Here is a 17,096-nt window from a genome sequence, read left to right on the forward strand (position 1 = left end):
CCGGGACCCTCCGGCGGCGCGCCCGTGTCAGTACCCGGAGGGCCGCACCAGCCCCGACTCGTACGCGAACACCGCCGCCTGGGTGCGGTCCCGCAGGCCCAGTTTCACCAGGATGCGGCCCACGTGCGTCTTCACGGTCTGCTCGGCGACGACGAGTTGCCGTGCGATCTCCGCGTTGGACAGGCCCTGCGCGATCAGGGCGAGCACCTCCGTCTCGCGTTCGGTGAGATCGCCGACGCGCTCCTTCTGCGGGGGCCGCGGGGTGCTGTTCAGCCGGGAGAACTCGGCGATCAGCTTGCGGGTGATGCCGGGGGCGAGCAGGGCGTCACCGGCCGCGACCACCCGGACGGCCTCCGCGAGCTGGTCCGCCGAGGCGTCCTTCAGCAGGAAGCCGGACGCCCCGGCGGACAGGGCCTCGTACACGTACTCGTCGAGGTCGAAGGTGGTGAGCACCAGCACCTTGACGGCGGGGTGCGCGAGGGTGATGTGACGGGTGGCGTCGACCCCGCCGAGCTCGGGCATCCGGATGTCCATCAGGACGACGTCCGGGACGAGTTCGGCGACCTGGGCGATGGCGTCCAGACCGTTCACCGCCTGCCCGATCACCTCGATGCCGGGGTGGGCGTTGAGCAGCACGGTGAAGCCCTGCCGGACCATCTGCTGGTCGTCGGCGATCAGTACGCGGATGGTGCCGCCGCTCGTCATCGTTCACCTTTTTCTGACGGGGAACCGCCTGCCGGGAACCCGCCTGCCCGGAACCCGCCTGTCGGGGAACTGCCTCCCGGGGAACCGCCCGCCGGACATTCTCCTGCCGGGGCCTCTCCTGTCGGGGGCGGGTCGTCCGGGAAGACGAGTTCCAGGCCCTCCGGGGGCCCGAGGTCCGGCTCGGGGAGTGCGACGCCGTCCCTCGGGAGGAACGCCACGACCGAGAAGCCGCCGTGCAGGGTCGGATGGGCCACGACATGGCCGCCGAGCATCGCCGCCCGCTCCCGCATGCCGAGCAGGCCGTGCCCCGCGCCCGGTGAGGGCCGGACGGGGCCGCCCGGGCGGCCGTTGGTGACCTCCAGGGACAGCCCCCGGGCCTGGTGGACGACCTGGACCCGGACCTGCGAACCCGGCGCGTGCCGCAGGGCGTTGCTCAACGCCTCCTGGACTATCCGGTACGCGGACAGCTGTACGCCCGGCGAGTAGGCGGGCGGCTCGCCCTCGACGACGGCGTCGACGTCCAGCCCGGCCGCCCGGGTGTTCTCCAGGAGGGCGTCGAGACGGTCGAGCGTGGGCTGCGGGGTGTCCGGGGCGCTGCCGGTGCCGGCCGCGCCGAGGCCGTAGGGGTCCTCGGGGTTCTCGGAGCGCAGCACGCCGAGCACCCGGCGCAGTTCGGTGAGCGCCTCCAGCGCGTTCTGCCGGATGCCGGCGAGGTTCTCCTTGAGTTCCTCGGACGGGTTCTCCACCAGGTGCGGGGCCACCTGGGCCTGGATGGAGATGACGGACATGTGGTGGGCGACCACGTCGTGCAGTTCGCGCGCGATGCGGTTGCGCTCCTCCAGGACGGTGCGCCGGGCCCGTTCCTCGGCGGTGATGCCGGCCTGCTCGACGAGCTGGGTGCGGGCCACGCGGCGGCCGCGCAGGGCGGTGCCGACGAGGGCGACGGCGGCGAACAGGACGACCGCGAGCATCCCGGTCGGGGTGTAGCTCGCGCCGCCCAGGACCCCTTGGACGAGGTAGGTGGCGAACGCCGTCAGGGCCAGCACCTCGACGGTGACCCGGGTGGGCAGCCGCAGCGCGAGCAGCAGCAGCACCAGGCAGTGCGCGACCAGTCCGGGCGGGCCCCAGGGCCAGCCGGGGAGGTGGGTGGCCGTTTCCGGTCGGGGCGTGCCCCACGGCCATGGATGGGCTTCGGCATCGGCGAGCATCCGGCTGCGGGCGCCCAGCGCGGCCACCACGGTGACCGTCAGGGACAGCCACCACGCCGGTACCGGCCGCCACAGCGCCAGGGCCACCGCCGCGCCCTGCACCAGCGCGCACACCGAGCCGAACGCCATACCGAGCTGGTAACGGTCGATCAGCTGGTCGAAGTTGGCGACCGTGGTGCCGAACGCGACCAGCAGGACCAGCCCGTGCGGCAGCCGGCGCAGCCAGACGGAGCGCGGCAGGGGATCCGCCCGAGCCGTCCACAGGTCCTCGCGCAGCGTCCGCAGTCCGCGGATCCCCCACTTCTGCACCCTGGTCAGCACCGTCTCCACCCCGTTCGTCCGCACCACCCTAGACACGTCTCAGACTCCGCCCCGGACACCGTGGGCCTCGCGCCGGCCCGAAGGCCGCGGCGGCCCTCCGGCCCGCACCACACGCGTCCGCCCCCGGCCGGCTCCCCGCCCCCGGGCGCGCCCACGGCGTCGGACCGGCGACTCGAAGCCGTGGAACGCCGCCCGGCACACCGTCAGCGCCAGCGCGAAGACCGGCAGCCACGGCAGCCGGGACGCGACCCAGTCCAGACCGTCGGGCCGGGTGTGCAGACCAGGGAGGCGGCCGGCCAGGAGGGCCGTCGCCGTGGTCGCCATCATCGCCGTCTGGTGCCACAGGAACACCGTCATCGCGGAGAGGTTGACCAGAGTCACCGCCGCCCAGGCCACCGGCCGCCGCAGGGCGCGGCGCAGCGGACCGCGCAGCAGCAGGGCCAGTCCGCACTGGGCGAGGCCGAAGGTGACGGCGGCCAGGGTCGGCGGGTCGAGGTTGGAGACCGCCGCGCCGGGCACGCCCACCATCGACGCCGGATAGCCCGCGAAGGCCACCAGGACCGCCGTCGTCGCGGCGCCCCCGAGGAGCAGGGTCCAGCCCGCGCGCGGGCGCTCCAGCTCGCCCCGGGACCAGGCCGCACCCAGGGTGTAGGGCACCAGCCAGCCGGCCGCCAGGTTCACCCAGCCGAGCCAGGACGGGCCGCCCAGGCCGAACCGCACCAGGTCGACGTGGAGGACGACCGCCAGCGGCCACAGCGGACTGAGCCGGGTCAGCAGCGGGGTCGCGGCCGTGAGCGCGGCGAACACCAGCAGGAACCACAGCGGGGACAGCGCCAGCTTCAGCATGGTGTGCACGGTGACGAAGGAGGCGCCGCCCAGCAGCAGGGCCGCCGTGGTCTCCGCCCACACCGCCAGGACGGCCGTGACCGGCAGGAACAGCCGGGACAGCCGGGCCCGCAGCCAGGTGCCGTAGGCCGTGCCGCGGGCGCGGGCCGAGGCGAGGCCCCGGGGCGCGACATGGCCGCCGACCATGAAGAACACCGCGAGGGTCTGGAACACCCAGGAGACGGGCGCCAGCCCGGGCAGGGTGCCGAGCGGGCTCGCCGCACGCAGGGTGTCGCCGTCGGCGACGAGGGCGGTGACCAGCCAGTGGCCGAGGACCACCCCGAGGATGGCCAGCGCCCGCAGGGCGTCCACGGCGCGGTCGCGGTGCGGGGGCGTGCCGTCCTGGATCCGGGCGGCGGCACGCCGTATGCCCGAGGTGGCGCGGAGGTCAGACACGGGTCACCTCCGTCGTCTCGCCGAGCACGATCCGGGCGAGGTTGGCCAGGGAGGCCGAGCCCGGGGAGAAGTAGTCGCTGTGGCCGCCGTCGCCGGCGCGGAAGACCCGGGCGCCGAAGGCCGGGGAGACCGGGTCGGTGCCGAAGCCGACCGTCGTGCCGAACAGGTCGGCCCTGACGTGCGGCACGTGCGCCACCCAGTCGTCGGCGCCCCGGGCCGCCCACACGCGCGCCCGGGTGTGCAGGCCGGCCACGGTGTCCGCGCCGGTGCCGGGGCTGCCGAGCAGGACGATGTCGTCGATGTCGACGTGCGCGGCGGAGCGGCCGCACACGACCGAGCCGTACGAGTGGCACAGGAGGGAGACATGGGTGTCCGGCCCGGTGACGGCGCGCAGCTCGCGCAGGAACTCACCGAGCCGCGGGGCGGCCTCCTCGGCGCGGGTCGGGGTGAGCACCGTCGTGCCGACCGTGGCCGGGGTGGTGTAGCCGAGCCAGGCCACGACGGCCGTACGGCTGCCGCCGTGCTGGGAGGAGAGCCGCTCGTACAGCGCCGAGGCGCCCGCGCGGAAGCGGCCGTAGGTGTCCAGTGAGGTGTCGGAGCCCGGGATCAGGACCGCGACCCGGTCGGCGTGCGCGAGATCCCCGAACACCTCCGTGGCCCGGCCCTCGCCCCGGCCGTCGAAGGCGAGCAGTCTGCGCGAGGGGGCTGCCATCTCCCGGTCGGCCGCCGCGCGGTGGTCGTCACCGTGGGCCGCGGCCGTCCGGGCCGCCAGGGCCGCGTTGGCCCGGTTGGCGGCGTAGGCCTCGTCGAGGGTCGCGGCCGTCAGCGGGGCGAGGTGGGCCGGAGCGGGCGCGGGGACGGCGGGCCGGGCCGCCGCGGTGAGCGGCACGACCACGGCGGCGGTGACCAGCACGGCCGGCAGCACCCGCAGCCGACGCCACCCGCGCGCCACCCGCTCTTCACGGCCCCGCCCGGCGCCCTCCTCCCGGTCACGGCCCCGCCCGGCGCCCTCCTCCCGGTCACGGCCCCGCCCGGCGCCCTCCTCCCGGTCACGGCCCCGCCCGGCACCCTCCTCACGGCTCCCCCCGGGAGCCGTCCCACGACCCCGCTCAGCACCGCCTTCACGGCCCCGCCCGGCGCCCTCTTCACGTCCCCACCCGTGCATGCCCGATGCCCGCCCCTCCGCGCCGGTTCGCCCGTCATCGGGCCTGCCAGGCTTGGAAGTTACGCATCGCCGCTCGTCGTCCGCGTCCCACTGCGGAGCTGTCCCGCGGCGTAGCTCTCAGGTATTACGGGTACGACAGGCGCGCCTCCTCCGGGTGGCGCGCCACGCTCACCACGCCAGCTGGGCGATCTCCTCCGCCACCACCGCGCAGGCGTCCGCCACCGGGTCGATCAGGGGGAAGTGGCCCACGTCCTCCAGCAGGGTCAGCCCCACCACCTCGCCCGCCTTGGCCGCCGCGTCCGCGTACGCCTCGGCGACCGGCTCCGGCACGACCAGGTCCGTGCGGCCCTGGACGAGGGTCGTCGCGATACCGGTCGGGAGCAGCAGGGCCGGGTCGGCGTACGGCAGGCGTTCGGCGAACTGCTCTTCGCCGCCCAGGAGTTGCCGGGCCGCGCCCCCGCACACGTCCAGCTTCTCCGCGACCGTGAAGTCCGCGATCGGGGCGAGCGCGACGACCCCCCGCAGCGCGGTGGACCCGGCGGTGCGCCAGGGGGCGTCGGCGGGCAGGACGTGCCGGGCCGCCGCCCACAGCGCGAGGTGGCCGCCCGCGGAGTGGCCGGTGAGCACGGTCCGGCGGGCGTCGGCCTGCGGCAGCGCCTGCCGGGCGAGCGCGGGAAGCGCGTCGAGAGCCGCGGCGACGTCGTCGAAGGTGTCGGGCCAGCGCCCCGCGACCGGGGGTGTGCCCTGCCCGGCCGCCCCCTCCGCGCCCCGCCGGTACTCCACGTTGGCCACGGCGAACCCGCGGCGAGCCAGATAGTCGGCGAACGGCGTGATGTGCCGCCGGTCGTACGGCGCCCGCCACGCGCCCCCGTGCAGCACCACGACCAGGGGAACCGGGCCCCCCGGACCGACCTGTGCCTTCGGGGCGTAGAAGTCGATCACCTGGTCGGGGTGGTCGCCGTACGCGGCGGTGGCGTCGGGGTCGACGGGCGGGTGCGAGAAGGCCGACTCCTCCTCGGCAACGGCCCGGGCAGCGACGACGTCGTCCGGCATGCTCCAACCTCTCAGCGATGAAACGGTTTTGGACGGTACGGGGTGGCGGACCAGGTGAGAATTTCGGCCGTTGGCGGGGACGGTACCAGGCCCGTGACGTGCGCGGACACGCGGATGTCACGCTCGGTGAGGGTAAACGGTTCTCTACGCACCGCCCGCCCCGCCGCCCTGCCCCGTCGCGCCCCACCTCCGTACCCCGTGCCGCACCCCACCCCCATACGCAGCCGACCACCGGCTTCACTCAGCACACCGGTGGTCGGCACAGAGGTTCGAGGACAGTCGAGGACCGTCGAGGACCGTCAGCCGAGGATCTCCCCCAGCACCCGGGCCGCCCGCTCGACGTCCGCGAAGCCGACGTACAGCGGGGTGAACCCGAATCGCAGCACGTCAGGGCGGCGGAAGTCGCCGACGACCCCGCGTTCGACCAACTGCCGCATGACGTCACCGGCGTCCGGGCAGCGCAGCGCCACCTGGCTGCCCCGCTGCTCGTGACGGACCGGAGTCAGCGACTCGACGCGCCCCTCGGGGACGTACTCCGCGACACACTCCAGGAAGAAGTCCGTCAGGGAGAGGGACTTGGCCCTGACCGCGTCGATCGAGACGCCCTCCCAGACGTCGAGTGCCGCCTCCAGGGCGAGCATGGACAGGATGTCCGGGGTGCCCACCCGGCCGCGCACCGCCCCGTCCGCCGGCGCGTAGTCGCCGCGCATCCCGAACGGCTCGGCGTGCGAGTTCCAGCCGGGCAGCGGGGAGTCGAAGCGGTCCTGGAGACCGGCGCGCACATACAGGTACGCCGGTGAACCGGGGCCGCCGTTCAGGTACTTGTAGGTGCAGCCGACCGCGAGGTCCACGCCGTGCGCGTCCAGGCCGACCGGCAGGGCGCCCGCGCTGTGGCACAGGTCCCAGACGGAGACCGCGCCCGCCGCGCGCACGGCGGCGGTGAGCGAGGGCAGGTCGTGCAGCCGGCCGGTGCGGTAGTCGACGTGGTTGAGCAGGACGGCCGCCGTACGGTCCGACAGCGCGTCCGGCACCTGCGCGGGGAGGACCGGCCGCAGCGTCCGGCCGGTCATCCGGGCCGCCGACTCGGCGAGGTAGCCGTCCGTGGGGAAGGTGGTCGCGTCGACGAGGATCTCGTCCCGCCCCTCCCCCGCGATCCGCACCGCGCCCACCAGCGCCTTGAAGACGTTGACGCTGGTCGAGTCACCCACCACGACCTGCCCGGCCGCGGCGCCCACGAGCGGGGCGATCCGGTCGCCGATCCGCTCGGGCGCGGTCCACCAGCCGCTCTCGTCCCAGGAGCGGATGCGCAGCTCGCCCCACTGCCGGCGGACCACGTCCGCGACGCGTCCGGGGACGGCGGCGGGCAGCGCGCCGAGCGAGTTGCCGTCGAGGTAGACCGCCTCGTCGAGGACGAACTCGGCACGCTTGTCGGCCAGTCGGTCACCGGAGTCCAGCTCCCGTGCCTTGAGCGCGAGGTCAGACATACGACCTCGCCGTCCACAGCTCCGGGAAGACGTTCTTCTGGGCGCGCTTCTCCAGCCAGGCCACGCCGGCCGAGCCACCGGTGCCCGCCTTGGCGCCCATCGCACGCCGGGTGGCGACCAGATGGTCGTTGCGCCAGCGCCACACCAGCTCGGCGACATCCGTCAACGCCTCGCCGAGACGGGCGAGTTCGTCGGAGGCGTCACCGGCGTACAGGGCGGTCCACACGGCCTCCACCTCGGCGGAGGGCTCGTAGCGCTGCGAGACGTCCCGCGTCAGGACGGAGTCCGGTACGGGATGGCCCCGGCGGGCCAGCAGCCGCAGCACCTCGTCGTAGAGGGACGGCTCGTGCAGCGCCTTCTCCAGCTCGGCGTGGACGCGCGGCGCGCCGCGGTGCGGGACCAGCATGGACGCGGACTTCTCGGCGAGCAGGAACTCCATCCGCCGGTACATCGCCGACTGGAAGCCGGAGCCCTCGCCGAGGGCGGCCCGGTAGGAGTTGAACTGGGCGGGGGTGAGCTGGGCCAGCGGCCGCCAGGAGGCGTTCAGCGCCTCCAGCTCCCGCACGGAACGCTTCAGCGCGTCGATCGCGACCTGCACGTCGTCCGCGCGCAGCGCCCCGGCCGCCGTCTCCCACTCGTGGACGATGACCGTGAACCACAGCTCCATGACCTGGGTCGTGACCAGGAAGACCATCTCTCCGGGATCGTCGGAGAGGGTGTGCTGGAGGTGGGTGAGAACGTCTGCCTTGACGTAGTCCTCGTACGGCGTGGTGCCGTCGAAGTCGAGATGCGGGGTCTCGGGCTCCTGTGTTTCGTGAGCCTCATGGGACATCGCTGTCTCCTGCTGTACTCCGGGTAGCGGTCCGCCCCTGCCGATGCCGACACGGGGGCCCCGGTCCCCACCCGCATCTTCCGCATCAGGAGCCGATCCCGCAAGGCCCGCCCGCATCCCGGACGGGCCCGTACACGGCAGAGTGTGACTCTCGTCGCCGAGCCGCGACCTGCGTACGAGGGCTCGCGGGGCCCCAGTCGCAAGGGGCCCGGCGGCCGTCTGTCACCTGAGCACCGGCTCGATGTCGGCCGGGTCGAAGATCGGCCCGTTCGACGCGGGCTTGATGATGACCGCACGGAAGACTTCGAGGACGGCGGCGCGCTGCTGCTCGATCGTCAGTCCCTCCCACCGCTCCCGTACGCCGATGGGGCCGACCGAGAAGGTCGCGGCCTCCGCACGGTGCACGGCTCGCTCCCGGTGCAGTTCCGCGATCTGCTTCTCCAGGTCCTCGGTGAGCGCGATGTAGCGGGCGGCCGACATGCGCTTCTCCTGCCACGCCTGCTTGAACTCGGCCATGTCCCGTTCCAGGGCGGCCAGTTCCTCTTCCTTGGCCCATTCCGGCACGCGCTCACGGAGGTTCGCGAGCGCCTTGTCCGAGCTGAGGAACACGGCGTTCCTGACGAGACGGTCGACCGGTTCACCCACTCTGGCCACTCCCCCACATCCCCCGTCGTTCTTACCGGGACACGCGTACTTGAACTGCGATGACGTCTTCGACTTGCGGTACGACGGGAACGCCCGCATCCTCGTGCCGCACCGCCCGCACCGGGCGATGCCGGAGAGCAGGTATTTGGTGGCGTTGTCCCGTGGGACACGTCCCTCGGACTCCCGCTTGACCTTCTCCATCAGCAGGTACCAGTCGTCGGGAGTGATGATCGGCTCCCAGTCACCGACGACGGGAGCACCGCTCTCGTCCAGGAACACCTCGCCCTGGTGCATCCGGTAGCCGCAGATCCGCGGGTTCACCAACATTCGCTTGATCTTGGAGTCGTCGAAGACGCCGCCGCTGTGCGACCTGACCCCCCTGTCCCGCCAGTCACGCGCGATCGAGGCCCAGCGGATGCCGCTGACAAAATCCCTCACCGCCTTGCGGAGGTTCTCGGCCTCTTCCGGCACCAGCGTCCGCCGGTCCTCGCGGTTCCAGCCGTACGGCGCCCGGCCACCGGGGAGCTTGCCCTTCGTCGCCAGTTCCAGGTGCTTGCGCTTCGTCCGCTTCGACGTGTCCGCCGAGGTTTTGTTGGCGATGGCGACCTTGATCCGGGCGATGAAACGGCCGTTCTCCGTGGACAGGTCGATGTCCGTGGCCGACACGGAGTCGAAGACGAGGTGCCGCTTCCGGCGCTCTGCGTCCTCGTACTCGTCAATCCACGCCTCCAGTTCACGGGGCTGCCGCGTGAAGCGGTCGATGTCCCAGGCGACGACCCCGTCGATGCGGCCAGCCTTCAGATCCTGGAGCATCTGCCGGAACTCGGGCCGCACCGTCCTGCGCTTGTACGCGGAGAGGTCGTTGTCCTCATAGACCTTGGCGACCTCCCACCCCCGGGCAGCGCAGTGCAGTCGGCAGTCCTCCTCCTGCCGTGCGACGCCCAGCCCCTCGGCCTCGTCGTCCTTGCTGATCCGGGTGTAGATGCCCACCCGAATGGCCCCGGAAGGCCCCCCTTGTGCCGTCATGCACCGGATCGTCGCACATCGCGATCAGGTACATCAAGCGCCATTCTCATGTCCACTTGGTCCGCGGCCGATAGGTCGCGGAGGCGTCCCGGACGCCCGTCCCCAAGTGGCAGACTGCTCACATGACGACGCACAAGAACCTGCTCGGCGGCCCGGACCCGACCTACCTGCAGGAGAACGAAGAGGCGTACCGCCTGCTGAGCGAGGAGTCCCGGCCCCCGGCGGAAATCGCGGCGAAGCACCCCACGTTCTCGCTCGCCTGGGCGATGCTCGCGGACGACGCCTTCGAGGCAGGGCGAGTGGTCGAGTCGTACGCGTACGCGCGGACCGGCTACCACCGCGGTCTGGACTCGCTGCGCCGGGCCGGCTGGAAGGGGCACGGCCCAATCCCTTGGGACCACCGGGCAAATCGCGGCTTCCTGCGCTGCCTCGCCGCCCTCGCTCGTGCCGCGGGTGAGATCGACGAGAAGGACGAGACGGAGCGTTGCTGGCAGTTCCTCAAGGACAGCAGCGTCGAGGCGTACGCCGAACTGAAGCGATAGTCACCACAGGTGACATGTCTGTGCCGCCGTCACTCGGACATCGGCGGCGGCACTAAATGCAGAAACGACATGATTACATCCAGTCTCGCTCACCCGAGCTCGCGGGGCGCCCGCCTCTCCCCCTCCAGCGGCGGAGCCGTCACACAGCAGTGGGTCCTGCACTCCGGGTGGTCGCAGTCCGGGGGCGGCCGGCGGACCGCGGTGAAGGCGAGGGCCGAGCCCACGACCAGGAAGGCCGCGCACCACAGCATGGAGCGCCTGAACGGTCCCTCGAAGGCGTCCGCCGAGCGGTAGGAGTCGGCGCCCATGCCGGTCAGCAGCGGCAGGGCGGCGACCGCGACGAGCCCCGCCGCCCGCGCCGCCGCGTTGTTGATGCCGCTGGCGAGCCCCGCGCGGGTCACCTCCACCGACGCCAGCACGGTCGCGGTCAGCGGGGCGACCAGGGTGACCAGGCCGACCCCGAGCACCAGGACGGCGGGCAGCACGTCCGCGGCGTACGAGGCGCCCTCGCCGACCCGCAGCATCAGCAGCATGCCCGCCGCGCACAGCAGGGGCCCCACCGTGAGCGGGATGCGCGGCCCGATCCGCTCCGCGAGCTCTCCGGAGCGGGAGGAGAACAGCAGCATCAGCAGGGTCGTCGGCAGCAGGGCCGTACCGGCGCCGAGCGCGGAGTACCCGGCGACGACCTGGAGCTGGACCACCGAGAGGAAGAAGAAGCCGCCGAGGGCCGCGTACACGCACAGCGTGACCAGGTTGACGGCGGTGAACTGGCGGGAGGCGAAGATGTCCGGCGGCATCATCGGATCGGACCGGTGCCGCTCCACCGCCACGAACGCCACGGCGGCCGCGATCCCCGCGACGGCCGCCGCGACCACGAGGACGGAGCCCTCGTCCGCCTCGATCAGCGCGTACGTGACGAGCCCCAGCGCGAGCGCGCCCAGCGCCGCGCCCAGGACGTCGAACCGCCCGTGGGCGAGCGTGTCCCGGGACTCGGGCACATGCCGCAGCGCCACCGGGACGCAGACCACCGCCAGCGGCACGTTCAGCAGGAACACCCAGCGCCAGCCCGGCCCGTCCACCAACCAGCCGCCCACGAAGGGCCCCACGGCCGCCCCGATGCCCCCGAAACCGGACCACAGGCCGACGGCCCGGCCCCGGTCCTCGCGGTGGAAGGACGCCTGGATCAGGGCGAGCGAGCCGGGGGTCAGCAGGGCGCCGCCGACCCCTTGCAGGGCGCGGGCCGCGACCAGCACGCCCGCGTTCGGTGCGAGGCCGCACAGCAGGGACGCGGTGGCGAACCACACCGCGCCCACCACGAACACCTTCCGGCGCCCGTAGCGGTCCCCCAGGGAGCCGCCCAGCAGGATCAGACCGGCCAGGGTCAGCATGTACGCGTTGACGGTCCACTGGAGCGCGGCGAGATCGGCGTCCAGGTCCTCCCCGATCCGGGGCAGGGCCACGTTGACGACGGTCGAGTCCAGCAGGGCCATGCTGGAACCGAGGACCGTGGTGAACACGATCCACTTGCCCTGGGGGGAGGCCAACCGGACATCGGGCATGCCCCCAGGTATACAGCGAGCCCGGCGCCGTGGCACCGGGCTCGACCGCGTACGCCGGGTTACTTGATCTTCTGGCCCGCGGAGCGCAGGTTCTGGGTGGCCTCGACGACCCGCGCGGCCATGCTGGCCTCGGCGAGCTTGCCCCAGGTCCGCGGGTCGTAGGTCTTCTTGTCGCCGACCTCGCCGTCGACCTTCAGGACGCCGTCGTAGTTCTGGAACATGTGGGCGGCCACGGGACGCGTGAAGGCGTACTGGGTGTCCGTGTCGATGTTCATCTTGACGACGCCGTTCTCCAGGGCGGTCGCGATCTCCTGCTCGGTGGAGCCGGAGCCGCCGTGGAAGACGAAGTCGAACGGGGACTGCTTGCCGAACTTGGCGGCGACGCCGTCGTTCAGCTCCTTCAGCAGCTCGGGACGGAGGACGACGTTGCCCGGCTTGTACACGCCGTGGACGTTGCCGAAGGAGGCGGCCAGCAGGTAGCGGCCCTTCTCGCCCAGGCCCAGCGCCTCGGCCGTGCGGATCGCGTCCTCGACGGTGGTGTAGAGCGAGTCGTTGATCTCGTGCGAGACGCCGTCCTCCTCGCCGCCGGTCGGGGTGATCTCCACCTCCAGGATGATCTTCGCGGCGGCGGCGCGGGCCAGCAGCTCCTGCGCGATCGCGAGGTTGTCGGCGAGGGTCTCGGCGGAGCCGTCCCACATGTGCGACTGGAACAGCGGGTTGCGGCCGGCCTTCACGCGCTCCTCGGAGACGGCGAGGAGCGGACGGACGTACCCGTCGAGCTTGTCCTTCGGGCAGTGGTCGGTGTGCAGGGCGACGGTGACCGGGTACTTCTCGGCGACGATGTGCGCGAACTCGGCGAGGGCCACGGAGCCCGTCACCATGTCCTTGCTGTACTGGCCGCCCAGGAACTCGGCGCCACCCGTGGAGATCTGGACGATGCCGTCGCTCTCCGCCTCGGCGAAACCGCGCAGCGCCGCGTGCAGGGTCTGGGTCGAGGTGACGTTGATGGCCGGGTAGGCGAACTTGCCTGCCTTCGCCCGGTCGAGCATCTCGTTGTAGACCTCGGGGGTTGCGATGGGCATCTGTCCGCTCCTTGGTATCTGCGGGTTGGCGATGTGCGTACACGCGTACGCGTAGTGCTACGGCCCTGACCTAGACCTTGGGTGCGACGTCATCGTCGTCCCCATCTTTCCAGAGATGCGCGGAAGGTCCATGCCTGGTCCAGGCGCTGGTCAGTCCAGACCGAGCTCGTCCTTCGAGAAGGCGAACAGATACGGCACACCCGCGCCCGCGCGGATCTTCTCGTCGGCGCCGGTCGCCCGGTCCACGATCGTCGCGACGGCCACGACCTCGGCGCCCGCCTCGCGCACGGCCTCCACGGCCGCCAGCGGCGAGCCGCCGGTGGTGGAGGTGTCCTCGACGACCAGGACCCGGCGGCCCTTGATCTCGGGGCCCTCGACGCGCCGCTGGAGGCCGTGCGCCTTCGCCGCCTTCCGGACGACGAAGGCGTCCAGCCGGCGGCCGCGCGCGGCCGCCGCGTGCAGCATGCTCGCGGCGACCGGGTCGGCGCCCATGGTGAGCCCGCCGACGGCGTCGAACTCCAGGCCCTCGGTGAGGTCGAGCAGCACCTGCCCGACCAGCGGGGCCGCCTCGCCGTCGAGGGTGACACGGCGGAGGTCGACGTAGTAGTCCGCCTCCAGACCCGACGACAGGGTCACCTTGCCGTGCACCACGGCCTTGTCCTTGATCTGTTGCAGCAGCGCGCCGCGTGCATCCACGTCCGTCATGCCGAACAGCTTAGATGCGGGTCCAGGACCAGGTGGTCGTGGCCTCCAGCGGCTCCAGCGGCGTGACCAGCCGCGGCAGGGTGTTCAGCCCGTTCGGCGGGCCGGTCTGCGGCTCCACGCACACGGCCGCGTCCTGCTCGTCGTAGACGACGACCCACTTCTCCGGGCTGGTCACCCGCACCGCGAGCTGTCCCGGCCAGGTCAGGGTGACGTCGACCCCGCCGGGCATCCCGAAGCAGTCGTCCCAGGGGCCGGGCTTCGGCTCGACGCGGTTGCCGGTCGGCAGGTGGTCCTCGCCGCGCTCCTCCTGCCAGGCCGGCTCGAAGGCGACCTCGACGGCCGGGCCGCCGTCCAGGGTGCGGTTGAACCAGGGGTGCCAGCCGATCTGCGCCGGGAAGGACGAGCCGTGCGTCTCCACGCCCATGGTGAGCGTCAGCGAGTCCTCGGCCAGCCGGACGATCTGGGTGATCCGGCCGGGGTGGGGCCAGGGCTCCACCAGGTCGTACGTCAGGACGGTCTCGTCGGCCGTGACCCGTGCGACCTTCCAGGTGCCGTCGCGGGCGGTGCCGTGGATGGCGTGCGGGGCGGCGTTCAGCGGCATCTGGCGGACGGTGGCGCCGTCGAGGAAGCGGCCGTCGCGGATCCGGCCGCACCAGGGGACCATCGGGAAGCAGCCGAACCGCTCCCCCTGCCGCAGCAGCTGACGCCCGTCGACGCGCAGTCCACCGACCCGGCCGCCGTTGCCCGGCTGCACGGTCACCTCCGCGTCGCCCGCGGTCAGCGTGATCTCTTCGTCACTCACGGGACGACCCTACTGGGCCGGTCGAGGGGGATTCGCTAGCGGCGGCGGCGCAGCGCCCGCCCCACGACGATCGCCGAGGCCACGACCAGCGCGGCGGCGGGGGCGGCCCAGCGCAGGGTGCTGTGCGGGGCGACGGTCTGCGGCGCGGGCACCGGCGCGTACCGCCCCCGCGGCGGCGCGTGATCGACCTCCTCCGCACTGCGCCCGATCATCGTCCGCCGCGCGTGAGCGGCCTCGGCGGGGGGCTGTACGTCGTCGAGGGGTGCAGGGGCTTCAGGGGCCTCGGGCGCTTCCTGGGCTTCGGGAGACACGGGGGACTCGTCCGGTTCGCCGGGACCGTCGGGGCCGTCGGGGCCGTCGGGGCCGTCGCTCTCGAACAGGGGCGCCGCCGAGCCTTCGCCGGACACGGTGGGCCCTGCGGGCGCTTCGGACTCCTCGCCCCCTTCGGGCACCTCGGCCCCGGCCTGCCCCTCCGGCTCCACCGGCTCTGCGGGCTCTACCGGCTCCACCGGCTCTACCGGCTCCGGTACGGCGTCGGCCCCCGCCCCCAGGTTTTCCCCCAGGTTCTCCGCGAAGCGGCTCAGCAGGCGGGACACCGCCCCCCGTACCTGGTCCTCGGGGAGTTCGGTGACTCGGCCGGTCGCCGTGGCCGTGCCCTCGATGCGGAGGGTCGTGCCGGTGTCGGTCTCCCGGGGCCGGAGCACCAGCGCGAGGTCCACCGTGCCGCCGCCGCGGGCCTCGCTGGCGTCGCCCTCCACGGCGTACGTCCCGTCCTCGCGCGCGGAGAGCCGTACGGCACCCCGGTAGGTGATCGTGTGGCCGCCGATCCGGACCTTCAGCCGGCCGGCGACGGGCGCGGTACCGGCGTCCTGCTGGAGGCCGGGCACCGCGCGGGCCACCTGGGCGGGGTCGGCGAGGGCCGCCCTCAGCCGCTCGGCGGGAACGGGAACGAACACCTCTTGCTCCATAGGGCCGGAGCCTACCCAGCGGTCGCCGGTGCGCACCCGCGAAACAGCGATTGGCCTTCAGTCCTGTCGGTGGCGCCGGTACCGGGGGTGGCGTCAGTACCGGGGGTGCACCAGCGTCGACGGCGGCACGTCCGCCACCCGCGTCCGCCGTGCCGCCCGCGCGTCCGCCGCCAGGTCCGCCTGGGTGAGGCCGCGCAGCCGCACGCCGGGGTCGAGGCACAGGGCGGGGCGGCTGCCGGGGGCGGCCAGGACGAACCCCCAGTCGGCGGGGGCGCGCTCGTGCCGGCCGGGGGCGTGGACGTCGATGCGGTAGGCGACGGTGTGCAGTCCGGCCGCCCGCAGGGTCGCCTCCACCGTCCAGAACGCCCGGTGCCGCCCGGCGACCGGCCCGGCGTGCACGGCGATCCGCCCACCGGGGGCGAGGGCGCGCCGGGCGAGGTCGTAGAACTCCTGGGAGTAGAGCTTGCTGCTGGCGGTGACGTCGGGGGCGGGCAGGTCCGCGAGGACGACGTCGTACCGCCCCGGGCGTGCCCCGCGCAGCCAGTGGAAGGCGTCGGCCGTGACGGCGTGGACGCGGGGGTCGTCGTAGACGTGGCCGTTGAGCCGGGAGAGGTCGGGGTCGGTGCGGGCGAGGCGGACCAGGCCGGCGTCGAGCTCGACGATGTCGACCCGGCGCACACCGGGGTGGGTGAGGGCCTCGCGGGCGGCGAGGCCGTCTCCGCCGCCCAGGACGAGCACGCGCGCGTGGCGGCCGTGCATCGCGGGGTGGACGAGGGCCTCGTGGTAGCGGCGCTCGTCGCCGCCGACCCGGAGCCGGCCGTCGAGGTAGAGGTCGAGGGGCCGGCCGTGGCGTCCGCCGGTCAGGACGACCTCCTGGACGCCGGTCCGCAGGGCGACCCGTACGTCGCCGCCGTAGACCGCCTGGCGCGCGGCCCGTTCGAAGTCGTCGACGAGGGCGGCAGCGGAGCCGAGGACGACGATCACGGCGATGCCGGCGGCCGGCAGCAGCCAGCGGGCGCGGCGGCCGAGGTCGCGCCGGAACAGGCCGAGGACCAGGGCGCCCCCGGCGACGACGTTGACCGCGCCGGTCAGCAGGGAGCTGGTCAGCTCGCCGCAGAACGGCAGCAGCAGGAAGGGGAAGGCGAGGCCGCCGACGAGTCCGCCGACGTAGTCCGCGGCGAACAGGTCGGCGACGGCGCCGCCCGCGTCCTGGCGGCGGACGCGCTGGATGAGCTCCATGAGGAGGGGGACCTCGGTGCCGATGAGCAGGCCGATGGCGAGGGAGAAGGCGACCAGGAGGATGCGCGGGCCGTCGGCCCACAGACCGCCCCAGTCGCCCGTCCAGGCGAACACCGCGTACAACACCATCGCGCTGCATCCGCCGACCAGTGCGAGGACCACCTCCAGGGCGCCGAAGCCGGCCGCGGCGAACCGGCGCAGCCGTTTGGCCGCGAGGGAGCCGATGCCCATCGCGAAGACCATCACCGAGAGCACCACGGAGGCCTGGGTGACCGAGTCGCCCATCAAGTAGGAGGCGAGGGCGACCAGTTCCAGCTCGTAGACGAGACCGCAGGCCGCGCAGACGAACACGCACGCGAGGACCAGGAACCGCCCGACGTCCGGCCGGACGGGCAGCCGCGCGGGGCCGCGCCAGGGCGGTGGGGCGCCGGGCGGGGCCGGTGCGTGCGGTTCGATCACGGTGCGACGTTACGTCACGG

Annotated in this window: 15 protein-coding genes; 1 reads left to right on the plus strand and 14 read right to left on the minus strand. The window is 73.4% G+C overall.

The window, feature by feature from the left end; genetic code table 11:
• Nucleotides 1-27: 27 nt before the first annotated feature.
• From AQJ58_RS32515 to AQJ58_RS32550, 8 genes are all read right to left on the minus strand, one after another.
• A complete protein-coding gene (locus AQJ58_RS32515; protein WP_067256637.1) occupies nt 28-705 on the minus strand; it encodes a response regulator in 678 nt (225 codons plus the stop codon).
• A complete protein-coding gene (locus AQJ58_RS32520) occupies nt 702-2,261 on the minus strand; it encodes a sensor histidine kinase (protein WP_079079373.1) in 1,560 nt (519 codons plus the stop codon). Before AQJ58_RS32520 ends, AQJ58_RS32515 begins: the two co-directional genes overlap by 4 nt.
• Nucleotides 2,262-2,273: 12 nt before the next feature.
• Nucleotides 2,274-3,515, minus strand: a complete 1,242-nt coding sequence (locus AQJ58_RS32525; RefSeq protein ID WP_067256638.1) for an acyltransferase family protein — start codon at nt 3,513-3,515, stop codon at nt 2,274-2,276.
• Nucleotides 3,508-4,467 (minus strand): alpha/beta hydrolase, encoded by a 960-nt coding sequence (locus AQJ58_RS32530; RefSeq protein WP_067256641.1) that lies wholly within the window; start codon nt 4,465-4,467, stop codon nt 3,508-3,510. Before AQJ58_RS32530 ends, AQJ58_RS32525 begins: the two co-directional genes overlap by 8 nt.
• A 381-nt stretch (nt 4,468-4,848) precedes the next feature.
• Nucleotides 4,849-5,733, minus strand: a complete 885-nt coding sequence (locus AQJ58_RS32535) for an alpha/beta hydrolase (RefSeq protein WP_067256643.1) — start codon at nt 5,731-5,733, stop codon at nt 4,849-4,851.
• A 299-nt stretch (nt 5,734-6,032) separates the two neighbouring features.
• Nucleotides 6,033-7,217: a kynureninase gene (gene kynU / locus AQJ58_RS32540; RefSeq protein ID WP_067256645.1), complete on the minus strand. Its 1,185-nt coding sequence runs from the start codon at nt 7,215-7,217 to the stop codon at nt 6,033-6,035.
• Nucleotides 7,210-8,049 (minus strand): tryptophan 2,3-dioxygenase family protein, encoded by an 840-nt coding sequence (locus tag AQJ58_RS32545; protein ID WP_067256647.1) that lies wholly within the window; start codon nt 8,047-8,049, stop codon nt 7,210-7,212. The genes kynU and AQJ58_RS32545 overlap by 8 nt, the downstream gene beginning before the upstream one ends.
• A gap of 222 nt (nt 8,050-8,271) precedes the next feature.
• A complete protein-coding gene (locus AQJ58_RS32550; protein ID WP_067256649.1) occupies nt 8,272-9,720 on the minus strand; it encodes a recombinase family protein in 1,449 nt (482 codons plus the stop codon).
• A gap of 122 nt (nt 9,721-9,842) precedes the next feature.
• Here AQJ58_RS32550 and AQJ58_RS32555 point away from each other — a divergent pair, with 122 nt between their 5' ends.
• Complete coding sequence (locus tag AQJ58_RS32555; RefSeq protein WP_067256651.1) at nt 9,843-10,262, plus strand: DUF3151 domain-containing protein; 420 nt, start codon at nt 9,843-9,845, stop codon at nt 10,260-10,262.
• An 89-nt stretch (nt 10,263-10,351) separates the two neighbouring features.
• On the opposite strand, the gene AQJ58_RS32560 is transcribed toward AQJ58_RS32555, so the two are convergent.
• From AQJ58_RS32560 to AQJ58_RS32585, 6 genes are all read right to left on the minus strand, one after another.
• The gene (locus tag AQJ58_RS32560; protein ID WP_067256653.1) at nt 10,352-11,821 is read right to left on the minus strand and encodes an MFS transporter; all 1,470 of its coding nucleotides are present in this window, start codon (nt 11,819-11,821) and stop codon (nt 10,352-10,354) included.
• 59 nt (nt 11,822-11,880) lie between these two features.
• Nucleotides 11,881-12,903, minus strand: a complete 1,023-nt coding sequence (gene fbaA / locus AQJ58_RS32565) for a class II fructose-bisphosphate aldolase (RefSeq protein ID WP_067256655.1) — start codon at nt 12,901-12,903, stop codon at nt 11,881-11,883.
• A 150-nt stretch (nt 12,904-13,053) separates the two neighbouring features.
• Nucleotides 13,054-13,608: an orotate phosphoribosyltransferase gene (gene pyrE, locus AQJ58_RS32570; protein WP_067256657.1), complete on the minus strand. Its 555-nt coding sequence runs from the start codon at nt 13,606-13,608 to the stop codon at nt 13,054-13,056.
• Between the two features lie 10 nt (nt 13,609-13,618).
• Entirely contained in the window at nt 13,619-14,410 is a 792-nt protein-coding gene (locus AQJ58_RS32575) for an aldose epimerase family protein (protein ID WP_067256658.1), read from the minus strand.
• Nucleotides 14,411-14,445: 35 nt separating this feature from the next.
• Nucleotides 14,446-15,378, minus strand: coding sequence for an SRPBCC domain-containing protein (locus tag AQJ58_RS32580; protein WP_067256660.1), 933 nt, complete (start codon nt 15,376-15,378; stop codon nt 14,446-14,448).
• Nucleotides 15,379-15,471: 93 nt separating this feature from the next.
• A complete protein-coding gene (locus tag AQJ58_RS32585) occupies nt 15,472-17,076 on the minus strand; it encodes a polyamine aminopropyltransferase (protein ID WP_067256662.1) in 1,605 nt (534 codons plus the stop codon).
• Nucleotides 17,077-17,096: the final 20 nt, after the last annotated feature.

It is taken from the genome of Streptomyces sp. DSM 15324, assembly GCF_001514285.1.
Lineage (GTDB): Bacteria > Actinomycetota > Actinomycetes > Streptomycetales > Streptomycetaceae > Streptomyces.